Annotated in this window: 22 protein-coding genes; 13 read left to right on the forward strand and 9 right to left on the reverse strand. The window is 46.9% G+C overall.

Features of this window, described 5'->3' with window-relative positions; all coding sequences use genetic code 11:
* The first annotated feature begins 45 nt into the window (after positions 1-45).
* Positions 46-2076, forward strand: a complete 2031-nt coding sequence (locus KSK55_RS09320; RefSeq protein WP_218606711.1) for a CHASE4 domain-containing protein — start codon at positions 46-48, stop codon at positions 2074-2076.
* A gap of 5 nt (positions 2077-2081) precedes the next feature.
* Here KSK55_RS09320 and KSK55_RS09325 read toward each other — a convergent pair whose 3' ends face one another.
* From KSK55_RS09325 to KSK55_RS09335, 3 genes are read right to left on the reverse strand one after another with little or no spacing between them, the layout of a single operon-like run.
* Entirely contained in the window at positions 2082-3074 is a 993-nt protein-coding gene (locus KSK55_RS09325) for a type II secretion system F family protein (protein WP_218606712.1), read from the reverse strand.
* 2 nt (positions 3075-3076) lie between these two features.
* Positions 3077-4012 carry a type II secretion system F family protein gene (locus tag KSK55_RS09330; RefSeq protein ID WP_218606713.1) on the reverse strand — a complete coding sequence of 312 codons (936 nt, stop codon included), beginning with the start codon at positions 4010-4012 and terminating at the stop codon, positions 3077-3079.
* Positions 3999-5840 (reverse strand): type II/IV secretion system ATPase subunit, encoded by a 1842-nt coding sequence (locus tag KSK55_RS09335; protein WP_214419922.1) that lies wholly within the window; start codon positions 5838-5840, stop codon positions 3999-4001. Before KSK55_RS09335 ends, KSK55_RS09330 begins: the two co-directional genes overlap by 14 nt.
* Before the next feature lie 172 nt (positions 5841-6012).
* Between KSK55_RS09335 and KSK55_RS09340 the strand changes: the two genes are divergently transcribed.
* Entirely contained in the window at positions 6013-6636 is a 624-nt protein-coding gene (locus KSK55_RS09340) for an RAD55 family ATPase (RefSeq protein ID WP_214419921.1), read from the forward strand.
* Between the two features lie 2 nt (positions 6637-6638).
* Here the strand turns inward: KSK55_RS09340 and KSK55_RS09345 are convergent, their stop codons facing one another.
* From KSK55_RS09345 to KSK55_RS09370, 6 genes are read right to left on the reverse strand one after another with little or no spacing between them, the layout of a single operon-like run.
* On the reverse strand, positions 6639-7055 hold the full coding sequence (locus KSK55_RS09345; protein WP_218608977.1) for a hypothetical protein: 417 nt from the start codon (positions 7053-7055) through the stop codon (positions 6639-6641).
* Positions 7019-7555: an aldolase gene (locus tag KSK55_RS09350; protein ID WP_218606714.1), complete on the reverse strand. Its 537-nt coding sequence runs from the start codon at positions 7553-7555 to the stop codon at positions 7019-7021. The genes KSK55_RS09345 and KSK55_RS09350 overlap by 37 nt, the downstream gene beginning before the upstream one ends.
* 7 nt (positions 7556-7562) lie before the next feature.
* Positions 7563-8213 carry an NADPH-dependent F420 reductase gene (gene npdG / locus KSK55_RS09355; RefSeq protein WP_218606715.1) on the reverse strand — a complete coding sequence of 217 codons (651 nt, stop codon included), beginning with the start codon at positions 8211-8213 and terminating at the stop codon, positions 7563-7565.
* Between the two features lies 1 nt (position 8214).
* A complete protein-coding gene (locus KSK55_RS09360; protein WP_214419917.1) occupies positions 8215-8487 on the reverse strand; it encodes a thioredoxin family protein in 273 nt (90 codons plus the stop codon).
* A 52-nt stretch (positions 8488-8539) separates the two neighbouring features.
* Positions 8540-9994 carry a preprotein translocase subunit SecD gene (locus KSK55_RS09365; protein ID WP_218606716.1) on the reverse strand — a complete coding sequence of 485 codons (1455 nt, stop codon included), beginning with the start codon at positions 9992-9994 and terminating at the stop codon, positions 8540-8542.
* Positions 9995-10873, reverse strand: a complete 879-nt coding sequence (locus tag KSK55_RS09370) for a protein translocase subunit SecF (RefSeq protein WP_214419915.1) — start codon at positions 10871-10873, stop codon at positions 9995-9997. It lies immediately after the preceding gene.
* Positions 10874-10989: 116 nt separating this feature from the next.
* Here KSK55_RS09370 and KSK55_RS09375 point away from each other — a divergent pair, with 116 nt between their 5' ends.
* The 11 genes from KSK55_RS09375 to KSK55_RS09425 are packed head-to-tail and all read left to right on the forward strand — an operon-like array spanning position 10990 to position 18117.
* Positions 10990-11298, forward strand: a complete 309-nt coding sequence (locus tag KSK55_RS09375; RefSeq protein ID WP_218606717.1) for a DUF2551 domain-containing protein — start codon at positions 10990-10992, stop codon at positions 11296-11298.
* Between the two features lie 48 nt (positions 11299-11346).
* Positions 11347-11658, forward strand: coding sequence for a hypothetical protein (locus KSK55_RS09380; protein WP_218606718.1), 312 nt, complete (start codon positions 11347-11349; stop codon positions 11656-11658).
* Positions 11658-12065, forward strand: a complete 408-nt coding sequence (locus KSK55_RS09385) for an archease (RefSeq protein WP_218606719.1) — start codon at positions 11658-11660, stop codon at positions 12063-12065. The genes KSK55_RS09380 and KSK55_RS09385 overlap by 1 nt, the downstream gene beginning before the upstream one ends.
* A 9-nt stretch (positions 12066-12074) precedes the next feature.
* Entirely contained in the window at positions 12075-13508 is a 1434-nt protein-coding gene (locus KSK55_RS09390) for an RtcB family protein (RefSeq protein WP_218606720.1), read from the forward strand.
* Positions 13509-14093, forward strand: coding sequence for a hypothetical protein (locus KSK55_RS09395; protein ID WP_218606721.1), 585 nt, complete (start codon positions 13509-13511; stop codon positions 14091-14093). It abuts the gene before it with no gap.
* A gap of 31 nt (positions 14094-14124) precedes the next feature.
* Positions 14125-14547: a DUF2111 domain-containing protein gene (locus KSK55_RS09400; RefSeq protein WP_218608918.1), complete on the forward strand. Its 423-nt coding sequence runs from the start codon at positions 14125-14127 to the stop codon at positions 14545-14547.
* 4 nt (positions 14548-14551) lie between these two features.
* Entirely contained in the window at positions 14552-15532 is a 981-nt protein-coding gene (locus KSK55_RS09405; RefSeq protein ID WP_214419909.1) for a biotin--[acetyl-CoA-carboxylase] ligase, read from the forward strand.
* A gap of 2 nt (positions 15533-15534) precedes the next feature.
* A complete protein-coding gene (locus tag KSK55_RS09410; RefSeq protein ID WP_218606722.1) occupies positions 15535-16071 on the forward strand; it encodes a biotin transporter BioY in 537 nt (178 codons plus the stop codon).
* Complete coding sequence (locus KSK55_RS09415; RefSeq protein WP_218606723.1) at positions 16068-16769, forward strand: ABC transporter ATP-binding protein; 702 nt, start codon at positions 16068-16070, stop codon at positions 16767-16769. The genes KSK55_RS09410 and KSK55_RS09415 overlap by 4 nt, the downstream gene beginning before the upstream one ends.
* Complete coding sequence (locus KSK55_RS09420) at positions 16766-17470, forward strand: ATP-binding cassette domain-containing protein (RefSeq protein WP_218606724.1); 705 nt, start codon at positions 16766-16768, stop codon at positions 17468-17470. Before KSK55_RS09415 ends, KSK55_RS09420 begins: the two co-directional genes overlap by 4 nt.
* Entirely contained in the window at positions 17452-18117 is a 666-nt protein-coding gene (locus tag KSK55_RS09425) for a hypothetical protein (RefSeq protein ID WP_214419905.1), read from the forward strand. The genes KSK55_RS09420 and KSK55_RS09425 overlap by 19 nt, the downstream gene beginning before the upstream one ends.
* Positions 18118-18142: the final 25 nt, after the last annotated feature.

Here is an 18142-nt window from a genome sequence, read left to right on the forward strand (position 1 = left end):
ACACCACACCGGACTTTTGTCTATATCGCTATCAGGGGGACTCCTATGCGGCTCTATCCAAAGATGATACTCGTAATTGCATGCACATTCTTTGCCGTCATGGTAGTCCTCCTCTTCTCGTTTGAATACACAATAATGGACTCCTTTTCAAGTCTGGAAAAAAAATACGTGGACCAGGACATCCTGAGGGCAGAACATGCAATAGAACAGGAGATAGACAGGATCCAGCAGATTGGAACAGACTGGGCTGAATGGGATACAACCTATGATTTTTTGGTGACACATGATCCGGCATATATCTCTTCCAACCTGGCATTATCTACTTTTGAGGCATTGAAGATCCGATATTTTATTATCCAGGATCTGAATGGAAGCATCATCGTCGGGAGGGGTATTTCTGATAATGCACCTGAACTGACTGAGATACCTCCGGATCTTGGAGCATTGATCAACAAATCCAGGACTGAAACAAAGCGTGCAGGTCTTATCGGGTGGAATAACACGGCCTGGCTTATTGCACAAAACCCAATATTAACCACACACCAGGAAGGGCCTTCCAGGGGGACGCTTACAATTCTCAATCCACTTGACCAGCAGATGTGTGCTGACATATCAGATCTTCTGTTGCAGAATGTAACCGCACGGATTCTGACACAAAAGGAGAAAACCTCCCAAAACTTTCCTGTCCTGCACGCGACAGTCACCAGAGATTCAATTCAGGCAGCCAGGGTTCTCCCAGACATTTTTGGATTCCCATTTCTCCTTCTCAAGGTAGAAGGAGTTCGTGACCTCTACATGAGCGGGCTGTATACCAGGGATTACCTCTTCTTTTCCCTCCTGCTGTTGGTTATCTGTTTCATGGGGGTTGCCATAACACTCATCAACCTTATCGTCATCGCCCCTCTTGGGGAATTAAACACAGAACTTGAAAAAGTTGGAAAAAGTGGATTACTATCAGGGCGGATTAAAACTGGACGGGATGATGAAATCGGGGATCTCAGCAGATCTATAAATCTCATGCTTGATCAGATTGAGCAGGCCGTAGAGCAGCGACATGCGACTGAGCAACGCCTTTCAAGACTTATTGCCCTGGCAGAAGAAGGAATCTGTCTGATGGGGCCGGACAACCATATCTGGTTTGCGAATCCAAAGATGGCATCATTTTTTGGAATGACACCCGGTGAGCTGGCTGGTAAAAGTATATTGAACCTCTTAGAGGCTGAACAGACGATACGACCAGAGGAACTATTCGCTGATCAACCAGTTCACCGGGAATTTCACACCAGGAAGAAGGATGGGGCTGATCTGTATATCAGTGTCGTTGCAGCACCCTATCCCCTTGAAGGTGGGCAGGAAGGGCATCTCTGTGTTATGAATGACATAACAACCTTCAAGGACAACGAGAAGGCTCTCCTCCTCTCAAACAAAAAACTCAGTCTGCTTGGGAGCATGACCAGGCATGATATCGTAAACCAGCTGACCACCATTCGTGGAATGCTTGGCCTCGTCCATCGGAAGACCACAGATGAGATCATCCTGAACCTTGTGGAGGCGGCAGAAGAGGCAGCTGACCGAGTCAATAAACATATTGAATTTTCCAAAGAGTACCAGAAAGCCGGGATGCAGGCTCCAATCTGGCAGAACCTTGGTACATGCTGGAATCTTGCCTATGCCATGACAAAGAAAAAGGGATTGACATTCAGTTATCAGGGCGAGCAGGTAGAGGTATACGCTGATCAGTTACTGCAAAAAGTGTTCTATAACCTCATCGACAACAGCCTCAAGCATGGAAAAAATGTCTTTTACATCTCTATTCACACCAAAATGAGAGACTCTAACCTGGTGATTCTCTATGAAGATGATGGGGAAGGCATTGCAGATTCTATGAAAGAGCGGATTTTTGAACGGGGTGTTGGATCTGGTACCGGATGGGGACTTTTTTTCGCACGGGAGGTTCTCGGACTGACTGGTATTACCATCACTGAGCAGGGAACTTTCGGAATTGGTGCCAGGTTTGAGATCGTGGTTCCGGAAGGGGGTTATCGCAAGGTTGAGATCCCCACAGAGAACATTTGATCCAGTTATACCATAAACCTGAATGTAACCCAGGCGATAAGGAGCATCAGAACTGAATATTTCAGCCCTGCTGTAACACGCCCTTCACCCATGACACCGGCAACAAGCCCTGAGAAAAATCCCTGGAACATACCGGCATGAGAGAAGACGCGTATATAGAGAGCCAGGTCAAACCCTCCCAGGTTAAATCCTGCCTGACCAGATGCCCCCGTTTCTGCTCCAAGATCGGCCATGGTCTTCAGGAACGATGAAACCAGGATCATGACTACAAAGAGGAACACTGCAAATGATGCAAGGATGATGATGACATAGATGAACATGTTGTTCTTCCGGTCAGTCTTCATGATCACATATTCTGCTGAGTCCTTCCCGGCTGCACGCAGAACCTCAACGATATCACCACCGGCATCACTCGCACGCGCTACAAGATCCACACTCCGTTCCACAAGAGGGATCGGGATCTCTTTTCCAAGCTGGCGTATGGCATCAATGAATGCAAAGTTCCATGATATGCGCTGATCAAGCTGGCGGATATGCCGGGTGAGAGCACCATACTCAGCCTGAGATACCAGGTGAATAGCACCAGGCAAGGTCATACCACTTTCGTGCATACCAGCCAGATCCCGAAAAAAGTTGGGAAGCGCAATCTCGATACTCGTGATTCGTCTTCCTTCAAGAAGATCAGTTACCGCCAGGGGTCCGACGATGATAACCGTTGTAAATACTGCTACATCATCTATGAACGAATTTGTCAGAAGGGCTCCAGGACCTCCATTCTGAAGGGCCATCGTGAGTCCGACAATAAAAAAGAGAAGGCCTGCCGGGACTGACACATAGAGAATATTGATCGGTTTTTCAAACAGGGTCCGGAACGGGTGTTTGATAAACCGGAGTGTGCCCTCGGAGTAGTGGTAGTACGTTTCAATTTTTGAATAAATCTCTTCACTCTTCGGATCAACCGAGATTTTTTCTTTTTTCCGGTCCCCAAATAGTCCCATTTTCACCACTCCGGCGTCATCGAATCTATCAGAACCACAAACATCACACTTCCAAACGGAATGATCAGATAGATGATAATATACAGAAACAAGGGTGTTGATTCTCCAGACAGAATAGCCATGATAGACTGAATAAGAATCATGAACAGAGTTCCGGCAACAAGAGCGGTTACATAACTCTCGGCTATCAGTGCGAGGGTATCAAGAAATTGTTTCTGTGTCTGCCTGTTTTCGCCGGTATACTGTTCTGCTTTTGTCCTGAAAAAATCAGAGATGTTGCTTCCCGCTGCAACACTTCCGATACACCCCTGGAGAAAGTCACGCATACGCGGACTTGGTGTACTCATGGAGACATTTTTCAATGCTTCGATAAGATCATGCCCAAACACATCCACCTCAAGGATGATATACCGAGCTTCAACCGAAGACTCACCATATATCGTCGAGTTCCCCAGTTGCCGGAAAACCTCTGCCGGAGGGATGCCTGCGGTAGACATTGCAGCAAGATAGTTGATAGCATATGGAAGGGTTGTCTCGATATTGCGTCTTCTTCCCCCAGCAACTACAGAAGGATAAACCAGATAGATGAGAAATGTCGTCCCATACAGCACCACAAAAGAGACGATGCCAGCAATAAGTGTCCCCACCATGAGGTAGTATCCCTGGAACTGGTTGATAGTCGCTGCAATATCCGTGGGAACATTACCCCGAAAAGATATCAGTGCCGGGACGTTCAGGAGGTACACAAGAAGGGCAATCAGGATTGAGCCAATAATTCCGACAAGAACAGAGGTGAATACAGCAGTAGAAAGGTATGCTTCAAAGGTAATACCCATTCTGGCAGACTTGAGATTCTCAATGAGTTCATAGTATTTCTCCCGTTTGCCTGACATCCGGCTTCCAAGCAGGGAGAAGCAGAACCGCTCATAAGAATTCATTGCCACCAGACCGGATCTGTTCCATTAAGGTCTCGGAATCCCTGAAGTACGAGACAACAATTTTGCTCACATCACGAAAGTCGCGGATTTTCTGTTCACGCATCCACTCAAGTACTTCCTGCCGCTGGAGAAGATCACGACGAATTCTTTCCTCATCCCACCCATGTGACTCCATGATCTCTTCCAGAATAAACGACTTGCCAGAGTATGAGATCTCATCGGTTGCCTGCCTCCATCTGAATACTTCATTTGTGATCAGTTCATTGGTTCTGGGATCAATATCCAGGACCTCGATAATCTGTTTGTTACGCCGGATGCGCTGACCGCCGACCCGTGCCTGGACCTGCACACAAACCAGGTTTAAGGCAGAAAGCATGTTTCTTGGAACTGAGATGGGAGGATTTTCCAGACGATGGACTGCTGAGGATACTGAATCCGCGTGCATTGTGGAATACGTCACATGCCCGGTTGACATCGCCTGAAAGAGAGTGAGTGCTTCACGACCACGGACTTCTCCAACAATCAGGTACTCAGGACGCTGACGAAGAGCAGCTTTTAAGAGTTCATACATATCAATCTCCCCTTTACCGCTCACATCAAAGGACTCACGGGTGACACTTGGAATCCAATTGGCATGGGGAAGCTTCAGTTCCCTGGTATCCTCAAGTGTGACTATCTTTGCCAAGGGTGGAATAAATAGGGAGATAGCATTCAGTGAGGTTGTCTTTCCTGACGCTGTCCCACCGGCAAAGATGCATGACTTCCCGTTTTCAACAGCAAGCCAGAGGAATGCTATCGAGAGAGGAGAAAAGGTACCCCATTCGATCAGGTCAGTCGGGGTGATCGGTTCATCTTTGAATTTCCGGATGGTAAAAGTAGACCCATGTGCTGTTACTTCGGTCCCGAGTGTCATCTGAATACGGGATCCATCCTGCATTGTTGCATCCAGCATCGGATCTGCAACTGAGATGTGTTTTCCGGCACGCTGAGCAAGCTTAGTGACAAACGAATCAAGTTCTGGATTATCAGAATAGAAGAGATTAGACTCTATTGATTCGTATCTCGAATGATATACAAAAAGAGGTCTGCCGATACCGTCACAGGAGATATCTTCAATAAACCGATCATGCATCACCGGATCAACAAGTCCATCCCCAAGAAAGTCTTTTTTCAGGTGATAATGGATCTTCTCATAGGTCAGAGGGTCCAGGTTGATTGCATAATCTGCCAGCACCTCATTCATCATGGACTCAAGAGTCTCCCCCGCAGTCTCACGTGAAATCTGTCGGGTGTTTACATTCACCCGTTCAAATATTCCTTTTTTAAGCTCATCGAGAAGCTTCTTTTCTGCTTCTGAATATACCGGTTCAACAACTTCGTACAGGTACTCATGCGTGGTATAGTTGTACGTAATCCGGATATATGCAAAAGGAGGATTAACCGGATAGACCTCTATCTCTTCAGTCCCGGGAGGAGGCACATACGTGAGGTCAACCATCATCCCATGGACCTTGGGATCATATTGCTCACGTTTTTTTGCCAGAGGTGCTATTTTTCCAATTGTTCCAAATAGTGAACCCTTCTTTTTCGATTCCCCAGATCCTGTACCAGAAACGGACTGATCTTTTTCATCCTTCTTCCCAAGCCGGCGTAAACTTGCTGGTTTATTGGTTTTTCCAGTTTTTTCTTTCTTTTTGCCAGACAGGGCAGACAGTCGGGAAACTTTTTCCTTAGGTGGAGTATCTTGTAAAGATGGCTCTCCGGCAGGTTTTCCCTTATCATTCGATGCACGAACCTGTTTTTTAAAACTCCCCACCTTTACTTTCATATATTCATCCTTGGCCTGAAGTCCCCCTAGTGCCACCCCACACCGAACGGACTCTGACCAAGAACCCCCCTTTATTCTACTACCATAATTACATAAGACGCAATATATAGATAATGTCGAAACCTGTCAGTTCCCATCTGCAGGGAATCAGGAGGAACTGACCCATAGTACCATGTCTGAAGAATCAGAGGATAAAGCCGGATCGATGATCCGCACATATGTGGGAAGGAACCGAACCGGCATAAATGGATTTGATCTTGCTCTTGACGGAGGATTTCTCCCAGGGAGTACCATCCTTCTTATCGGCTCGGCTACTTCAGGTATTGATCAGTTTGCCCGCCAGTTCTGGGAAATATTACCCGAACATAGGAAATTTTTCATGCTTGACGGCTACCTGCTCGAAGGGATGATTCATGCACGAAATCTGACAACGAGTGAAATATTTGAAAATGCAGGTAATGGTGGGTTAATAATCGACTCCTTATCTACTCTTATCATGCGGGAAGGCATTGATCCAGTACTTGCAGGAGTTGTCTCATGCAGAGCAACAGTGCAGGCATCACGCGATAATGCTTTTTTTACTTTATATGAGGGACTACATGCACCCTATAACGAAATACAACTGATCCGGCTCTGTGATGTTGTTATCCACCTGCATGAAGAAAAACACGGAAACGAGATCATAAGAACCCTGAACGTGAAAAAAATGACCGGACTTATGCCTCCAGGAAGACTGCTGCCGTTTATTATATCCGGGAAGGGTATTGAGCTTTCAACAACGTCACGTGTCGTATAAATTTACATCCAGTCAAGAAGGCGACGCAGACGGCCATGCCCTCTGTGTTCTTCCTCTGTCTTTGGAGTATGACCAAACCGGCTGTTGATATCAGCAAAATCAATATAGTCGGGATCTGTTTCCGGAGGACGTTCTTCTGCCAGGATAATTCCAGATGAGTCTGTCCGGCCCTTTACGCTTTTTTGTCTGAATGAAGATTCAGGACTCGTGGATGAAAAGGAAGGTGCATCCATTGGCACAAGCTCCTCCTCTTCTTCTATAGAGAATCCTGTGTCATTCTCCTGTTCACTCAGACGGCTGTTTAAAAAATCAACATAATCTTCCACCTGATCCCGGAGTTGGGGCGGAAGAGACGCAATCTTTTCTTCAAGTGTCATCATTATCACTGAAATGAAGATACCAGAGACAAAACCCGGCATGCATGTTCAGCCAGGGATGTGTACAGATATGCTTCCTCCAGGGTTTTTCCAGTGGCAAAGGTACCATGTCCTCTGGCGATACAAAGCCCGGTCAACGCAAGACAGTCTGCAACATCATCTGCCAGTTCCCGGCTGCCGGGTTCTCCTACGGCAATTGGAATCGTCGGACAGAACATCTTCCCTTCACTATCAAGAGGAGTGATTTCTTCAAGAACCAAAGATGCTGCAACGGCATATGGAGGATGAGCATGGACAATTGCCCGGTGTCGTGTCTGTTGGTATACTGCCCGGTGAACACGCCATTCACTTGAAGCATGGGATGGGACATCACCAAAGAGTGACACCTGGACAAGTTCACCAGGATCATCAAGGTATGAACCTGACCTCGTGATCAGAAAACTCTCTTCTTCATCACGAACACTCATGTTGCCAAAGTTACCACCAACCAGATGTTCGGAGAAGAGTCGTTTTCCTATTCGTGAAAATTCATCAACAACCATGTATCTACTACACAAACCGGATTCCGACATCCTTCATTTTGTTAAATCGTGCAACATTCAGAAGGAGGGGCGTTATACTTTCAACAATATGTGATGAGGATAGGGGTCCTGCGTCAAATGATTTGAGTTCTGAAATAGAATCAACCAGATCCATAACGATTCGCTTCGCATCAGGATCATCACCGCAGACCGGGACTGAATACGAGAGAACGCTATCTACATCCCGCCACCGGTTTCCGGCAATATTATTAAACGCAGTACATATCCGGGTATTCGAAGGCAGAATTTTCTGAATAAACAGAGCTGCAGAACCTTCTGTCGGAGGAGTATACACAAAACAATCACGCCGTTCCATCGGATTTACCGGACTTACAACAATCTTGTCCTCCCAGCCAGTGATGCCCCGGATGGTTGACTCAACATGTTTGAACGGGATTGCCAGGATAATTAGATCTGACTCATCCACGACCTGCTGGTTGGATCCTGGTTCTACAGAACAATTAATTCCACGTTCTTTTGCAGAAATAAGACATGTATCACAGGTCTCATGGGCTTTCTGAACTTCACGGGATCCAACGCAGACATCCATGATTCGGGAAAGGCGCATTGCCATCCCTTCCCCAATCTCTCCGGTTCCTCCTACGATTCCTACCCGCACGTTATGCCACCAGGGGACGAAGAACCGATTCCAAGGTATCTGCCTCCGTAACACCCTGGAATTTCTGGACTACAATACCATCCTTCTCGATGATGATGGTTGGAACAACTGATATGTGATAATTCTGAGCTTCAGTCATATTTTCATCAACGTTGATTTTACGGATCTCAACAAGATCGCCCATACGGTTTTTCAGATCTTCAAGAATCGGGCCCATTCTTTTGCATGGTCCGCACCATTCGGCATAGAAGTCCATAAGAATCGGTTTTGACATGATGCACCTTAGCAGAATTGCGTTTAAAAAACAGATAAAAGTATGGTATCGGTTATTTGGAGAGGATAGACATGATAATCCGTCCATATGCCGGACGAGTTACCAGAACACCCACTAAAACACCGAGAATGGTGATGATTGCAAAACCTCGCAGGGTTGAAAGATCCATAACAGCCAGTGGAAGCATGGCGATAAGGACGGTTCCTGCTGATGCAACAATGATACCAAGTGCCCGTTTTAACCGTTTTAAGTACAGGTTTGGTGACGGGACTTTTCCTTCGTGCAGGATCTCATCGGTGATGATAACCAACTGATCAATACCTGTTCCAAGCACAGCAATCAGACCAGCGATGGTTGCAAGATCCAGTTGCATGAAGAAGGTTGTGAATGCGAGCAGAATGATGATTTCAGATCCATTGATAAGAACCATCGGGAACACGATACCAGGTTCACGGTACCGGATGTATACACTGACTGCAACTGCTAATAATGCAAACAATCCGGCAAGGACACTCCAGAACTTGAACTGATCACCGAGTTCAGGAGAAACTGAACCGGAACCGGCAATCGAAACGCCAACAGGCAGCGCACCATTTCTCAGGTGGATCTCAAGGAGTTTTGCCTGCTCCCGTCCTTCTTCACCAACACCGGTTGATGCGAGGAGGTTGGAGGTACTCCGTGACTGTAGTTCTGCTGCAAGATCAGGTGAGAGCGGTGCTGAATATACAACCTTACCATCAAGGATCATGTCCAGGTTGTGGCCTTCGGGTTTCTTGGTTGCGCCAACACGAATTGCAGCCTGGCGAAGATCTTCGGCAGCACTTTCGGTAATGACGAAAGATACCCCCCAGTTATTGCTGTTGGGTGGTGTCTGGGATGGATTTGCGACCGACTGAATTGCATCTCCAAAGAGGATATGTTCAGTCTCATTGCCGGTGGTGTGAATCCGAATCTCGAACTTACCCTGTTTTCCCACGATCTCCTGGGCCTCACCCATGGAGACACCTGCCATCTCAATCCGGATATATCGGCTGATACCATTGAGAGCAGTAATGACGTATACTTTAGCATCCCGGGTACCAAGACTGTTAATCTTGTTCTCAAGGATCCGCTTTACATCATCTGCAGTCTCCTTGGTTACTCCCGGATTGAATGAAACCAGTTCAGTATCAAGCTCAGCAAAAACCGCACGAAGCTCTTCTTCAGAGATGCCTGAACGAATTTCCAGGGTATTCTGATCGATGAGATTTACTTCAGCATCCAGTTTTGTCTTGAGTTCTGGGACTAACTGATCTAATGTCTTGTCTGATTTAAATGTGACAATAGCTGATTGAAACTCGAGCTGGATCCAGGATCCTCCATCCAGATCAAGGCCGAACTGCAGGTTTGTATCAAGACCTGACGGGCCTGGATGAGGAAAAATGACAATAATCGAGGCAATGAGAAGAACCAGGTATAGTGCAACCCGGTAATCCTTTATCATGTCCATCAGGGTTTCTTTATCCATTTATGCACCCCGCTGACCAGATGATAACCTGCCTTTTCCTTCGATCATATACCACTTGATAATTCCTGCATTGGTAAGCCAGGTGTTCATGACATCAAAGAAGAGTCCAATCAGAAGGACAGATGCAATTTCCCAGATGATCTGAATACCACCAATCGCAGAGACAGCCCACATGGCAAGAATGGCACCAAAGGTGGTGGTAGTCATAATAATACCAGTCTTAAAAGCTCCCTGCATCTTCTCATCAAACTTCCCCTTTCTTTTCAGAACACGGGAGGTAAGAAGGATATCACTGTCTACAGAATAACCAATCAGCATCAGAAGAGCTGCTGTTGTTCCAAGTGACAACTGGATACCCAGCACATTCATTGCTGCACCTGTCATGACCATGTCAGCAAATGCAGAAACAACGACTGCCGCTGCAGGGACAAAAGTTCTGAATACAGCAAAGACAACAATTGCCATACCAATGAAGGATATGAGAAGGGCAATGATGGCCTGTTCCTGGAGGGTTTTTCCAAAAGAGGAGCCGATCTGATCTATTTTTGCACCGGAATATTTCTCTTCAACTTTCTTGGTAAACTCAATTGCGGTTGCATCATCCATCGGTCCGAACTTCAGATACTTACCGTTGTTGATACCTTCATTTACACTGATTAGGGGATATCCTGAGAAAAATTCCTTCAGTTCTTCAGGAGTCTCATCTGTTACGATAGTAACACTGATACCGCCCTGAAATTCTATGCCCGGACTAACCGGGAGGCCGGTCTGCATCCACATCATCCCGACCGATACCAGTGATAACACCAGTATCACCATCGGTATGATACAGAGCTTCACCGGAGAGATGGAGCTGATATCATAAGTGAAAAAATTCATGCGCAGAAGGGTTAGAGCCCTATGTTCATTAAACCATTCAACATGGCCACCCATTCTCATCATTTCAGGGCAGGATAGAGGAAACCTTATGATCAGCCGATATAAAACCGGAGGATATGACAATTCAGACACGCCAGCACCTGGTAGAACAGAGACTGAAAGCCTGGCTTTCCGGGGATCCAAACGGGGTCAGGCGTGCTGCTCTTTCATTATTTCTTCACCGACAGGATCTCACCATTGAGGAAATTTACGAGCATCTTGCGCCGAAATATCAAATATCATATCATGGTGTGGGAGGAATGATTGGCCTTGTTTCATCAAGAATCGGAGTATTACAAGGAATCCGGGATGAAAAGAAACGCTGCAGAATGTACAGGCTCAAAGAAAAGGATGCCCCGTCGGTCCGAAAAATCCTGGCAGTATAAACAGGATTATCACAATCATTTTTGCTACTCGGGTCACATGTGTCTTGGATGTCTGAACTAAAAGCCGGCCTGTACGATGAGGCTGGTTCCCACTCGATATTCATTGACAATGAGGTTATCGAGTATATGAAAGAACGAAATACCGATTTTCGAATCTCAACATCCTGTGGCGGCCCGATTCTCCTCCCGGTCTCATATAAACCTCCAAAGCCAAGTGACCTGGCACTCAAGGCAGGAGAACGCACAATATATATCTCAATGTACCAGGCCAGGTATATCGACCATATACACATGGGACTGGTTCCCTATCATGTCGGGATGCGGGACGAAGCCTTTCCGGACGAATACAACGGACTCTGATGAGTTTTGAAGAGAGAGAACATACTGCAGATATCCTGATGCACATCAGGGCACCTGACCTTTGTGGCCTGTTTACAGACGCTGGCCGCGCCCTGATGAAAACAATGTACCGAGGTGAGGCAAAACCTGTGCAGGATGTCATCATCTCAGTATCAGGTGATACAATAGAGCACCTGCTTCATGGATTCCTATCAGAACTGCTCTATGAATCTGAAGTCCAAAACCTTGTCTTCTCATATTTTGATATTACTATCAGTGAGGGTGAGATTAGGGCAGTCCTCAAAGGCGAACTGTTTGATCCAAAGATTCACGGAGGAGGAACTGAAGTGAAAGGAATCTCCTGGTATGGTCTTTCCATAAAGCAGGATCAGAATGAATATTTCTGCGATGTATTGTTTGATGTGTGAGTGACAGGTATGATTGACGGAGTACAGCGAATCGGTGAATATGAATGGGAAGTTCCGGTTGGATTTATTCCAGGAATGAATGTTCCGGGCCGGTTCTTTCTCTCTGACATGCTCTCGAAAACCCTTGAAGAGGGAGCGCTGCAGCAACTGGCGAATGTTGCAACCATGCCGGGAATTATTCATAATTCGCTGGCCATGCCTGACATCCATTGGGGATACGGTTTTCCTATCGGAGGAGTTGCAGCATTTGATTATGGAACCGGTGTGATCTCTCCGGGCGGAGTAGGGTTTGATATCAACTGTGGAGTCAGACTTCTTACGACACCTCTGCAGCCCTCTGACCTGATTAAGAAGAAAGAGATACTGGATAACCTGTATGATGCGGTTCCAGTCGGAGTTGGTGCACGATCCACGCTTCGCCTTTCTGAAAAGCAACTCGAGACAATGATGACCGATGGGGCAGGTTTTGCTGTTGCAGAAGGATATGGCAACCAGGATGACCTTCTCCACTGCGAAGAGCAGGGAAGGATGAAAGAAGCAGATCCCGCTCATGTCTCAAAAAAAGCACGCTCACGGGGAGTCCCTCAGAGTGGAACGCTGGGTGCAGGAAATCATTTTCTTGAAATTCAGGTTGTAGAAGAGATCTATGATGAACAGGCTGCCCAGGCATATGGGATAGAAAAAGGACAGGTTTGTATGATGGTTCACTGTGGATCTCGCGGACTTGGTCACCAGGTCTGTACTGACCATCTCCAGATCCTCGAACATGCCGTAACAAAGTACCATATCAACCTCCCGGACAAGCAACTTGCCTGTGCTCCCCTGACATCCCCGGAAGGAAAAGCCTACTTTGGTGGAATGGCCGCTGCAGCAAATTATGCATGGGCAAACCGTCAGATCATCACCCACCAGATAAGAAATGTGCTTACAAGCATGTGCGGAATTGCATATGATGACATCAGGCTGGTCTATGATGTTGCCCATAATGTCGCAAAACTGGAAGAACATGAGATAGATGGAAAGAAGGCCAGAGTTTGTGTTCACCGGAAAGGTGCAACGCGAGCATTTGGTCCTGGCTGTCCCGATGTGCCATCTGATTACTCTCACGTCGGTCAGCCGGTTATCATTCCAGGAAGCATGGGATCCTCCTCATACCTTCTGAAGGGGACAGATGTTGCCATGAACCGGACCTTTGGATCAACCTGTCATGGAGCAGGCAGGGTTCTCTCCCGATCCCAGGCAAAAAAGAAGATCCAAGGAAAAAATATCCGGGAAACGCTCGGAAAAGCGGGCATCATGGTAAAAGCTCCCCATGACGGGGCCATTGCAGAAGAAGCACCAGATGCTTACAAACCATCATCTGAAGTGGTCTCTGTTGTCCACAACCTGGGATTGTCAAGGCTTGTAGCACGACTGGAACCACTTGGAGTTATAAAAGGATAAATGGCACATCAGGTTGCAGTCATCTGGGAAGGGCCGATCCTTTTTACCAGATTATTTGAAGAGTGTGGCCATACCTGTGAACTGGTCACTCCACATCTTCTGGCAGCTCCATTTTTCAAAAGAAGATTTCATGGAGTTGTCATTCCTGCCGGATTTGCTGCTCCTGGTCATACCAGCACCCTTGCAGCACTCCGGGCAATCAGCCCTAGGATCAAAAGATTTGTGAGTGAAGGGGGCACTGTGCTTGCATTTGGAGCAGGCACAGACATGTCTCATGCGTATGACTGGCTTCCGGTCCCAATAACATACCGATATGGATTCGCAAAGACGCTGCTTGCAGTCAATGAAGGACACACCTCAGCATCTATTCTTGAAGATGGGGCTGACGAAGTGTCCATTGATGGAATACTGGATAACATTACAGGCATATCAGACGGGCAGGTAATTTTGGAGGCACCATCAGGTCCGGTGATGGTGCAGATAACCTATGGTTCGGGGCGAATCATCATTGCCAGTCTGCATGAATACCCTTCACACCGGTTTGTCCGCGAGTTCTGCGCCGGTGGAGGCGAAGGGTTATTGTAATCAGACACAAGGGAATAATTGAGGGAAGATGATGAACCGTTATATCTTATCTGATCAGGCTGAAGCAACGGATTGGATACCTATCTGTATGGCTATTCATGAAATGGTAGGAAAATTACCAGTGACAGCGCGGTCTGTAGGTAAACCGGGGATTCGGATTGAAGAAGGCATAGTGGTTGACGCCGATTATTCAGGTCCCATTCTTGAAGAAGTATTAACGTCCGGAAAACTTCAGAAAGTCACACCAACGACCGGACAGTACAAAGGGGTTCCGGTAATAGTCGCTCCTTTAAAAGATGAGGAGGGAAATACCTTCGCAGCAGTCGGTCTTGTGGACATTACCGGAATTTTCGACCTGGCAACTCTGATGGAACACCAGTCAACTATAATTAAACAGGTATGTGGGAAAGATCCCTGTCCCCTTCCGACAGAGCAGATCAGGGCAAAGCGGTGATATCATGTATACGCAGGCGTTCAAAGTCCTTGAAATTCTTGAAAAGTCAGATGAGCCGGTTGAAACCAGTGAGATAGCACAGGCACTCTCTCTCTCAAAATCAGCAGTATGGAAACATATCAATGAGCTCCGCCAGCTCGGGTATGACATCACCGCTTCAGAAGAAGAGGGATATGTCCTCCATGATAAAAACCAGGATTATCGTCCCCATATTATCTACAAACACCTGAAAACAAAACTCATCGGCAGGAGGATGCGGTTTTTTGAAAGCATCCCGTCAACCATCTGGTACGGCAAGGATCTTGCAGAGCAGGGGGGAATCGATGAGATGAACGGAATGGTCATCATCGCTGAGGAACAGACCGGCGGTATCGGAAGGATGGGGAGGGCCTGGGTTTCACCGACTGGTGGTATCTGGGTCACCATCATCCTCCAGCCACAGATCCCAATTGATCACCTCTTTATGCTGACCCTTGCTGCATCGGTATCAGTTGCACGGGTTTTACGCAAGATGTATGATATTGGTGCCCTTATCAAATGGCCGAATGATATCATCATCGGTGACAAGAAAGTAGCAGGGATTCTTCTTGAACTTGGCGCAGAAGGTCAAAAGGTAGAATACTGCCTGGTAGGTATCGGCATTGATGCAAACGTGAATCTTGAGTCCCTAAATCAGACCATCCGTAGCACCATTACCTCGATCAGCCAGGAAGTAAACCAGGATGTGGACCGCGCTGTTCTTCTTGCCGCAATACTAAAAGAGTTCGAGAACAGATACGAGATGATCTCACAAGGAGAATATGATGCGGTCATCAGGGAATGGAAGAATTTTTCCTCAACCATTGGACGAAGGGTTCGGATCGTAACACTTCGATCCCACTTTGAAGGGGAAGCAATTGATATCGATCCAAATGGAGCACTCGTTGTAAAGAAAGATAACGGCAAGATAGAACGAGTCATTGCCGGCGACTGTATTCACATATAACAATGACTGGCGACTATCACCGATCTCTCATCATCACCCACACCACCCTTTTCATCGCGATGACCACAGTTTTTTCCTGGATATCAATCCCATTCATCCCGGTACCAATCACCCTGCAGACACTGGGTGTTCTTCTGACAGGAACGATCATGAAGCGATATGCCGGAATTCCGATGGCATTATACCTGCTTCTTGGAGCTATCGGGCTTCCGGTATTTCACAACGGTGCAGCGGGGCTCGGAGTTCTGATCGGTCCAACCGGAGGATACCTCATTGGATTTATTCCGGCTGCAATTATGGTTGGATTATGCTATGAACAGGAATCAGAAAAAATCCATGTTGCAGGGCTTGCCAGCGGCATTCTCATTATTTACCTGTTTGGCTTATCATGGCTGATACTGTCCGTTCCAATGGGTATTATCCCGGCCATTACCGCAGGGATGCTCCCATTTATTCCCGGAGACATCATCAAGTCTACCGCAGCATTTCTCATAACCAAAAGAATCCAGCCATATACAACCAGGCTTACAACCCGATGATCGAGATTCATGCAGTAAGATCTGGAATCCTTAACATCTCTTCCTGTGCCATAAAACCAGGTGTTTGTGGAATAACCGGTCCGAATGGTTCGGGAAAAACCACATTTTTAAAACTTCTCGCAGGAATTTTTCCCCCAGGGACTGGAACAATCCACATTGACGGAAAAAACCCTGCAGATTGTGTTATCGGGTGGGTGGGGGAATATCCGGATAGAAACATTCTTTTCACACGGGTTTTTGATGAGTTGGCAAGTCATCTAAGATTTTCTAAAAAAAACTGCACAGATATAGAAAAGATCGTCTGTGTATGTGCAAGAAACCTTGGAATATCTCATCTCCTTGATCGGGCAGTTCATGGACTATCTGGTGGTGAACTGGTTCTTATTGCATGTGGAGCAGCAATGATTGCACAACCTGATCTCCTCATTCTTGATGAGACAGACTCACATCTTGATGATGAGTTCTGTAGTCATCTGGACAATATCATACAAAAGTCAGGGATCAGGTATGTTCTCTTTTCATCCCACAGACCCGAGCACCTGGCTCATGCAGACAAGATAATTACCTTGGAAAATGGCGAGATGCAGGATCATACATCCTCACAAAACACGGGTAACCAGGGAGGACATTGTCACCTGAATGATCCAGGATTTTGGAAAACGGTGATTGCTGAAACATCTGGCAGGGATACCTTGTGAGTTCTCCTGGGATTAGCCTTGAAGGAATCGTCCGCAAAAATGGTTCATTTACCCTGCAGGCTGATGGCACATTTCAACCAGGTATACATCTTCTCACCGGCCGGGTCGGATCAGGAAAGACAACACTTGGTGAGATACTTGCCGGAATTGAGAAACCAGACCAGGGAGTCATCAGGTGGGAAGGGACACGGAGAGTCATGCTCCTGCAGGACACAAGTTACCATGTCAGTACTATAACCGTACAGGAAGAAGCCGCAAGCTGGTGCCATGACACCCGGATGATCATCGCACGAGCCGGACTAATCGGTAAAGAGAATGCCGATATTTTTGCACTTTCGCGAGGTGAACTTAGAAGACTTGAACTTGCCGCAATTCTCACCGGCGGATATGATCTTATCATTCTTGACGAACCCTATGCAGGGTTAGATGGAGAGGCCAGAGAATGGGTGAGCCAGCTTATTGAGGATCATTCCAGCCAGGTAGTCATTCTCATCAGTCATGACATAACTCATCTCCCATCGATTGACATACTCTGGGAGCTGGACAATGGTGTACTAACCAAGGTAGGCTCAATGCCTGAAGGATTAACCAGGTGGAAGAGAGCACCTCCACTTATCAGGTACTTACTCAACCATGGGATATGTCCCGCTGGTCTTTCAAGGCAGGATCTTGAGGAGGCGGTATGCAGGATCCAAGAATAAGGCTGCTGGCAACTGTTATCCTTTCAGCAGCGGCGTGGGTCTCTCTGGCCGGAGCGATTCTTTCTCTGATCTGGTGGATGATTTTTGGAAAAGCACAGACATCGATCAGAACCATTCGCTCTCTTATCCTCATTCTCCTTGTCCCGGTAGTAATGGGACTTGCTGCAATCTGGTCAGGAGAGGACGGTTTCTCATATATAATCAGGATTACGGCAATCCTCATCATTGCATCATGGATGTATGCCGGCCGGTATCCGGGAGAACTTCTGGATGTTGGGGTCTGGTTGTTTGGTAATAAAACCGGATTTGACCTGGGACTTATAGGAGAACTGAGTATGTCTTCACTTGAAGTACTTGCAAGAGAGACGAACCGGGTATCTGTTGCAATCCGCCAGAAAGGAAAGAGGCTATCCCCAACCATGATCCCGGCGGTTTTTTCCGGAGTCGTCATACGACAACTACAACTAGCACAGGAACGAGCAGTCGTTCTTACCCTACGTGGGTACACCAGCGGGGGGACTCATTGTCCTGTCTTTGTTTCACCATTGAAAGACCGGATAGCCGGGGCATTTTGCTGCGCCGTTTTGCTTTTTTCCCTGATTGCAGGAGACTTTTTTATTATATCCGGTTCAACCTTTATTGTTTGAACCGCACCCTGGCGGTAATATAGGT

The organism is Methanospirillum hungatei, assembly GCF_019263745.1.
Taxonomy (GTDB): Archaea; Halobacteriota; Methanomicrobia; order Methanomicrobiales; family Methanospirillaceae; genus Methanospirillum; species Methanospirillum purgamenti.